General features: G+C 39.8%; 4 protein-coding genes and 2 pseudogenes. 3 read left to right on the top strand and 3 right to left on the bottom strand.

What is annotated here, in order from left to right:
• Positions 1 to 87 precede the first annotated feature (87 nt).
• Positions 88 to 1,566: pseudogene (locus UYK_RS24345) on the bottom strand (CoA-acylating methylmalonate-semialdehyde dehydrogenase).
• A 458-nt stretch (positions 1,567 to 2,024) separates the two neighbouring features.
• Here UYK_RS24345 and UYK_RS27820 point away from each other — a divergent pair.
• Together UYK_RS27820 and UYK_RS0116870 are read left to right on the top strand one after the other, a co-directional pair.
• A pseudogene (locus UYK_RS27820) lies at positions 2,025 to 2,141 on the top strand (polyphosphate glucokinase); the annotation flags it as partial.
• 130 nt (positions 2,142 to 2,271) lie between these two features.
• On the top strand, positions 2,272 to 2,469 hold the full coding sequence (locus UYK_RS0116870) for a hypothetical protein (protein WP_016871815.1): 198 nt from the start codon (positions 2,272 to 2,274) through the stop codon (positions 2,467 to 2,469).
• On the opposite strand, the gene UYK_RS0116875 is transcribed toward UYK_RS0116870, so the two are convergent.
• Positions 2,466 to 4,451: an AAA-like domain-containing protein gene (locus UYK_RS0116875; protein WP_009459153.1), complete on the bottom strand. Its 1,986-nt coding sequence runs from the start codon at positions 4,449 to 4,451 to the stop codon at positions 2,466 to 2,468. The two genes, UYK_RS0116870 and UYK_RS0116875, sit on opposite strands and share 4 nt — an antisense overlap.
• 746 nt (positions 4,452 to 5,197) lie before the next feature.
• On the opposite strand from UYK_RS0116875, the gene UYK_RS0116880 reads away from it, so the two are divergent.
• Positions 5,198 to 5,743: a molybdopterin-dependent oxidoreductase gene (locus UYK_RS0116880; RefSeq protein WP_009459154.1), complete on the top strand. Its 546-nt coding sequence runs from the start codon at positions 5,198 to 5,200 to the stop codon at positions 5,741 to 5,743.
• A gap of 296 nt (positions 5,744 to 6,039) precedes the next feature.
• Here UYK_RS0116880 and UYK_RS0116885 read toward each other — a convergent pair whose 3' ends face one another.
• Positions 6,040 to 7,269 (bottom strand): damage-control phosphatase ARMT1 family protein, encoded by a 1,230-nt coding sequence (locus tag UYK_RS0116885; protein ID WP_009459155.1) that lies wholly within the window; start codon positions 7,267 to 7,269, stop codon positions 6,040 to 6,042.
• Positions 7,270 to 8,255 lie beyond the last annotated feature (986 nt).

The raw sequence follows: 8,255 nt of genomic DNA on the forward strand, positions 1-8,255 counted from the left end.
ATCAATTTTGTTAGTTACTATTTATTCTCCCCACACCCCACCCTTACAGGAAGCCTATGAGCGCGTCTACACACCCCTCACACCCCACTAAAACTGACGTGACCATTCACTAGGCCAGCGTTCCACTACGACTTTAGTTTGCGTAAAAAACTCAACTGCGTGATTACCTTGACCGTGTAAATCACCAAAAAAACTGTCTTTCCAACCACTAAAAGGGAAAAATGCCATCGGTGCAGCTACTCCGATGTTGATACCGATATTACCAGCCTCCGCTTCATAGCGAAACTTTCGTGCGGCTGCGCCACTGCTGGTAAACAAACAAGCCATGTTGCCATACTGACCACTGTTGACGAGAGCGATCGCTTCATCAATAGTATTCACATGGATTAAACTCAGTACTGGGCCAAAAATTTCGGTTTTAGCAACTTAACTAGCCGGATCGACGTTTTGCAAAATTGTCGGACGGACAAAATACCCCTTCTCATACCCCAAAATATTTGGTTGTCGTCCATCCACTATCAACGTCGCACCACTGTCTGCGCCTTTTTGAATTAACCCCTCAATTCGTTCTTTACTTTGGATAGAAATCACTGGTCCCATCTCCACACCCTGTTCCAAACCATTACCTACCACCCGCTTTTTAGCAGTTTCCGCGATCGCTTCTGTAAAACTTTGTCGTGCTTCCCCTACCGTTATAGCGATCGATGCTGCCAAACAACGTTGTCCTGCACAACCAAAAGCACTATCAGCCGCAATGCGTCTGGTCATTTCCATATCTGCATCAGGCAAAACAATTATCGGATTTTTCGCACCACCTTGGCATTGGACACGCTTGCCGTTTGCTGCTGCCCGACTATAAATATACTTAGCTACAGGCGTAGAACCAACAAAACTAATTGCCCGAATTTGGGGATGATCCAAAATTGCATCTACAGCTTGTTTCGCCCCATTCACGAGATTGATCACACCCTTTGGTAAGCCAATTTCATCTAACAACTGGAAAATTTTTTGCATCGTCAAGGGCACTTTTTCCGAAGGCTTAACAATATAAGTATTCCCGCAAGCGATCGCATAGGGCATAAACCAAAATGGAATCATCCCCGGAAAATTGAACGGCCCAATCACCGCACAGACTCCCAGTGGTTGACGAATCATCATCTCATCAATTCCCCGGGCGATATCCTCCAGGTTTGTCCCCTGCATCATCATCGGAATACCGCAAGCTACTTCGACATTTTCAATAGCGCGGCGCATTTCACCCTTCGACTCAGCCAAAGTCTTTCCACATTCTTGAGTTATAGTACAGGCTAAATCTTCAAAATTTTCTTCTAATAAATTCTTGAGTTTAAATAAATACTGTACCCGTTCCGTAGGTGGAGTCCGCCGCCATGTGACAAAAGCTGCCACCGCGACTTCCGTTGCTTGATTGACCTCCGATGCAGTTGATAGCGGGACTTTCGCCAATACTTCTGTCGTCGCCGGGTTAATCACATCGAGAAACTCTGTAGCATTAGATGCACACCATTCACCGTTGATGTAATTAGGTAATGTGATAGTTGTTGCCATTAGCCAGATATTTTATTCCCAAAATAAAAATTCAAGAGTATGAATATCTTAGTCTTTTCAAAATTCCCTTGTTTGTAATGAGATATTTCTCACTAACATAACAGCAAACCCATAATCCATCGGTGTTAATCGGTGTGCATCGGTGTTCGTTCACTTCTTCATCCCTCCTTGTGAGCAATTGCCCATGAGGATCTAGGATGAAATACTTGGTGACTTTGCGTCTTGGTGGTAAAAAATCTTGAACCACCAAGACACTAAGACACAAAGAGTTTTCATATGTTCTGGTGTACGTAGCTACCTTTTTGGTAACAGATGAAAAGATATTACAAGCAATCCTTTAACCCAAAGATCACGTTTGCAAACACCCCAACCTGCCAAACCATTATCTGTAATTAGTGCGATCGCAACTTTAGCTTCGACTCAAGGTGAATTTGATCGGGTTAATGATGTCACCTAAACATCTGTATATTGGTGGCGGTGAAGCAACGAGGAGCAAAATTCAGTTGCCAACCAATGTAAAAATTATTCCCAGTATTACTGGTTTATTGGGTGGAATTGCTTTGTGGCGCGATTAATTGCTGATCAGTCTGTTGTTGATACGTTGTGATGTCGGAAAAACAGAAAAAGCAGATCTTTTTGGTTAAGAAAAGGTTAATTTCAAGTTATGATTAACATCGGATTTTACTTACATAACTAACAGAGCTATTGCATAACTCAGAGAATGTTCAAGTAGGAGCCAGAGTATTAATTCTCGAACCAGCCTATGTGGCTGGCAAAATGGGAGTTGTTTTTTGTCCTGAACAACTTTCTGATGATAAACCAAGCGATCGCTGGCTGATTAAAGTAGATGATGAAAATATTTTGCTGTCGTTGACTCGCAATGAGTTTCGGGTAATTGATTAACCGAGAATAACGCGATCGCGTCCCTTTCTTTTGGCTTGGTAAAGTGCTTTTTCGGCTGTATTAACTAAAATCTCAGGTTCGCTTTTCCCTTCAGGAATCATGCTAGCAACACCTAAACTCACGGTTAAAACGTTAGCTGGCAAACCACCAATACCAGGATATTCACAGGTGATAGCTAAAGCTTTGATTTGTTCGCGAATCTTTTCTGCAATGTATACAGCAGTAACTGCATCCACATGCAGCAAAATCGCAAATTCTTCTCCTCCATAACGAGCCACTAATAATGAGTTATTTTTGTTTACTATATTCGGATTGCGAGAATTTTCTGCACCTAAAGCTGTGCTGACATAGGAGAGATGATTGTTTACCAAGAAATGCTTAATACTCTCATGGATAGTGCGAGCAATTTGCTGCAAACAAATATCCCCAGCGTTATTTCCGTAGGTTTTATTATAAATTTTGAAATAATCTATATCACATAAAATCATTGATAGGGGAGTAAGTTCACGCTTCGAGCTTTGCCATTCAAGTTGCAAATATGTATGAAAATAACGGCGATTAGCTAATTGTGTTAATTCATCTATACTAGAGAGAATGCGTAATTTTTGGTTTTCTTTTTCCAATTCTGCCACACGCCAACTACTGTCACTATTACTTGTATTGAGTTTTTCTCGAAAATATAGGCGAAATAATTCACATGCTACACTAACGCGATCGCTCTCGAATTTCACAAGCCCCATACTATGTAATTGATATGCCAGCCTCGGTTCTATTTTGACAGGCTCTGTAGCTGTAACTACTTCCCGAAACGCATTTGCCAGTTGTGTTTCCTGTTGCAGCATGAGCATGTACTGATGCAAATAGTCTCTATAAATTCCTGTGTCTGTGGGTGCTTGTTGTAATATCTGTCCTAAATCGTTTTCTAAGCCGCCCTTACCAACCAGATGATACAATGCCAACCTGACTAGGTAAGGATGTCCCCCCACCATTGCCATTAATTTGTCAGCATCAGAGTTATCTGTCCAGTCTAGCCCGTGACACTGGGCTAAATTCTGCACTTGCTCTTTTGTAAACGGTGGCAACCGCAATGGTAAACCAATATTAAATGGAGATTGAGTCACCTTCAAAGGCAAAAAAATTTCTGTAGAGTAAACCATTACCATGCGGAGTTTTTGCCAAATCTCTACTCGTTTTGCTTGTTCATACCAAGAACGCAATAATGGTAAAAATTCTGAGGCAATATCTGGATACTCAAACACCCAATCTACTTCATTCAATACCAAAACTAGGGGAGTTTTGATTGACTGTAGTAAGTGTGTCTGGACATACGAAGAACAGCTAATTTTACTACCCATATCTTCATCCCAAAACTCATTGAGTTTCGGTTCTAGCTGTAACTCTCTACTCAGATTGGCGCAAAACCAGCGCAAAAATTTATCAAGGTTGACAAATACTGCTTTATCTGATTGTTGAAAGTCCAGGCTCACAATTTTATAGCCAAGATTGGTTGCATGAGCCAAAATCCTTAAAACGAGGGAGCTTTTACCCATTTTTTTAGGGGCTTTGATGCAGATAACACTTCCTGGCTCAGCAATTTCTGTGTACGCTAATTCCTCAATTGGTGGGCGAGGAATGTAAAATCTAGAATCGAGAGATACTGGTCCTGTGGGAAATTCTAAGGATATTGCTGTAGCAGCACGATTGTATTCTCTAATAAACTGGTGCTGCATTCTACTGAGTTGACGTGGCTCCAGAGTTTGGCGAAAGTTTGATTTGTTAATCGGTTCTTTCCAAAAATCACTCATTAATTGCCATAAATGAGAGGCAACTTTCCTAACTCGTTCTTCTCCGTAGTGTGCTTCTAACGCTATGTTAGTGTAAGTTTTTCCTTCCCAAGAAGAACGTAATACTAATTCTTGGAGTGGTGTCAATGCATTGGGCAAGGTTGCTTTTAGTAGAAGTATTACTTCATCTATAGTCATCAGCCATCGACTCTTACTGTATATAAATTTGCTTAAAATTATTTCTTTATATTTATCGGAGTGCTAAAACATTTTACAATTTACTAGAAACAAGAGGATATTTTTATCATCGTACCAGCAGCTATGCAAATTGAAAAATCTCTTACCAGCAAAGATAGCAATAATGTTTTGAAAATAACTCATGAAATTAAGGTATACAAGCTAATTAAGAAATTTTTTATACTCCTCTGCCTTTTCTGACTCTGCTTTTTCCAGCTAGCTAGTCATAAACTATATATACAAACATGCATAAAAATTAAACTGACAAAAAAAGGATAAATAGTTATACAAGAATGGTTAAAAGTCTTTTGAGTCTTGAAGCATTAGCCACTTCTCACTCTTAGTTACTTTATCAAAAGTCTATTTTTCTTTCTTTTTTGTTCCTTATAGGACTAAAGCTGCATCTCACACTAAACTTATCTGGTAGGGCGCGTTAGATTTGATAAATTGATCATGAGCAACCGTAATATGCTGTGGAATCAATCCAAAATCCGTCTTGAAAAGCTTTGAGGTGCTACTCTTCCCTTGAAGAAGGAAGCCCTCCGGGCGTCTACGTGACGGGAACCGCAGCCACTGTGGGGGTTCCAACATTTGTAGCACGTGGCGTCCAAGACTGCGACCCCCTCACCGCTAGCGCGTCTACGCGAACGCCATAAACCCTAGCGGTAAGCTACTCCCTGTCTACAAACTTTTGGCAAAATCTAAGTATGACTTTAAGTGTTACTCCTAAGCATCGAAAGTTACCAACTCAAGCAACGGGAGCCAAGATTTTCCATTGGGTTAATATTATTGATCCAAGTAAGTATCGTTTGGTTGTCGATGGTGAGGTAAATAATCCCCTTAGCCTCAGCATAGCCGAGATTCAGGCTTTGCCTATGACTGAGATGATTATTCGTCATGTGTGCGTAGAGGGTTGGGCGGCGATCGTGCAATGGGGTGGTGTACGTCTGCAAGAAATTGTAGCCCTTGTCAAACCGCAAAATAATGTCAAATATGTCTACTTTCAATCAGCAGATGGCTATTATTCTAGTTGGGATATTGCTTCCGCATTGCATCCCCAAACATTATTAGCGTACCAAAAAAATGGTGAAACTCTACCAAAAGAGAATGGTGCGCCCTTGCGTTTAGCTTCACCTATTAAGCTTGGTTACAAGCAAAGTAAATGGATCACTCAAATTACTCTAGTTAGTAATTTATTTCCCTTAAAAGGCTATTGGGAAGATCAAGGTTATGAATGGTTTGCTGGACTTTAAAAACTTAAAATTAATAGACCTAAATCCCCAACTAACGAGTATAAAACTGTAGCAAATTTAATGTGTAAAAACTCTGCTTTTCTCCGCGATCTTCTGCGATGGTTTATCTGTGTGCATCTGTGTCCATCTGTGTTCGTTATTCATCGATTTTGGTTGTGGCTGTAAGTTATCTGGTGAGTCCGATGTTTTTTGGGAAGGCGAACACCGATGCACACCGATGTAGACGCCCCCTAGGGCGGCTTCCCGTAGGGTACACTGATGGTTTATCTGTGTGTATCTGTGTCCATCTGTGTTCGTTATTCATTTACAAACTGCACCACACCCCACTGTCCATTTGTCAACCAATCAGAATCAGATTTTGATACTTTTTCAATTACTTCTGGTTGTAAACCTACTGCTACTTCTGATTTGAGGGTACGTAAAGCCACAATTGGCACTGGTAAATAACACACAATATCTGCAATATTGGTTGTAAAATCCCAGTGCCTATCTCCCAATAATCTACGATAATTGGCATCACCTTTAATTAGCAATAAATCAGCATCAGCTAACTCTTGTTTGAGTGATTCGGGTATTTCCCAAAAAGCTAGAGGCGATGTCCAAAAATAATCGTCACCCAGAATTAACTTCCCGGATGCAATATAAGCTTGTAACCTTTGTGCAAAATTTGTCACTTGTTGATGGTTAGATGCTGCTAAAAACTCGACTGTATCATACACATCTTTAATCATGGCGTCAGATACAAAAGTAGGGTGAGGTTTTAAGTGCAGCTTGATTTGGTCAATGACACCACTACCTAATAAAAAATCTACTAAACATAAATCACAAATTAACTCAAAGCCAGCATTATCAACTACAAAATCAACACGTTGACACGCACTAGTAACTAATAATTCTGTAACTAGACCAGCATCATCTACTAATATATGAGCTTTTTGATTTTCAATATCAAAATTACTGCGATCGCTCTCAAATGCTGACCATAAACTCAAGTCTACCCGATTGCCCCAAAGTGCAAAATATAATAGTGTAGTCAGCACACCTTGATTAGTTTTTCCTGACTTTTCACTCTCTTGCAACCATTGGGTTACTTGATAGCACAGAGTATTTATCGCATCTAGGGATGTTTTTAAACCTTGAGATTTCTGTAAATGGAAAGGATCTACACCTTGCCATTCACCAGATTGAAAATAATTGGTAATATTGAGAATTAATCTGTAAAAATAAGTTTCAGCAAAAAACCAAGGAATATCTATCCAACGCTGTTCTTTGTAGGGTTCTAAATATTTTTTCCAATCTCCGACATCAACTCCAGAATCATCTTCAAAAGGTAATAAATATCCTGATGGCAACTGATTAGCTAAGTTTTCTAAACTTTCATTAATATTGAGTGAAAAATTGTTTTCCGCGATGACTCGACGAGCAATACCAGGCATCCTTTGAGTTACTGTAAACTCAGTAAAGGTGCCGACCTCTGAGCCTACGAGTGATGCTGGCAGTGGTAACTTGGGAATTTGCAATTTCATCACTAAAAATTTTCTCTTTCTGATAAAGTATTATATTTGTTGGTTGTTAGTGGTTGTACCAGACGTGCCATGGCAGGTCTGTAAATTAGTTAGTAGTTAGTGGTTGTTTACTACTCCCCATCACCCCACATTGTTTTGAAGAAAGCCATTACATGCAAGTTAAAGCTAAAATGCTCAACGGTTTAGTAGAAATCCATTGACAGCAAACAGAATATGAATTAGCTCTTGCTCATCACTCAGAAGTTATTGATATTTTAGAGAAAATAGGTACAAAATGTGATTTAGCGATCGCCTATTTGCAATTGGCTTTAACTGCTCAAAGTATCGGTAATTTTTCTGAAATTAAAGTGAATTTTGACAAAGCTATTCAGCTTTTTACTGAAATGAATGCACCAAAACAAATCGAAAAAATCACAGTTTATAGTAAGCACTTTAGCACTTAAATATTTCATGACTTTAGTCCTGATTTGCTGATTGGGCTGTATCTCCTAAGAAAAACTTTGTGTAAAGACTATGTAGCAAAGGTTTGGGGAGATTGAGGATTCTGTGTATATTTTAGCCCTCATTTGTCACTTTGGGAGAATCCAATCGCTCAAATAGTTACGGGGCTTTAGTTTCCACTTTTCGTCTATAAATTTTAGTTTCTGTTAGAAAATAAAGCCTCAAACCCGGATGAAACCAAAGTCTCAGAAGTTGGCTGAGATTATTGTTTTCCGAGAGTGACAGAACAGGGTTAGATTGGGGAACAAATTCAACACGAAGAGCGCTAGCTTTTTTCTTGAGATTATTTAAAATACGTTCCTGGTACTTTTGTTCGTAATAGTTAATGCCAGGGTCTTTATAATTCAATAAGGTTCAGTTAAGGTTTTGATCCCCCCTAGCCCCCTTTCCAAGGCTACGGTGTACACAGAAGTCGGAAAAACCTGATTCAAATTGACTCAAAAAGCCCAAAATCACAACCTCACCCCCAGCCCCTCTCCTTGGTA

Origin of the sequence: Fischerella thermalis PCC 7521 (assembly GCF_000317225.1) — a bacterium.
Lineage (GTDB): Bacteria > Cyanobacteriota > Cyanobacteriia > Cyanobacteriales > Nostocaceae > Fischerella > Fischerella thermalis.

Bases quoted from the DNA above. Each gene is read 5' to 3' on its own strand.
- UYK_RS0116875 (WP_009459153.1), bottom strand. From the start codon at position 4,451: ATGACTATAGATGAAGTAATACTTCTACTAAAAGCAACCTTGCCCAAT.
- UYK_RS0116880 (WP_009459154.1), top strand. From the start codon at position 5,198: ATGACTTTAAGTGTTACTCCTAAGCATCGAAAGTTACCAACTCAAGCA.
- UYK_RS0116885 (WP_009459155.1), bottom strand. From the start codon at position 7,269: ATGAAATTGCAAATTCCCAAGTTACCACTGCCAGCATCACTCGTAGGC.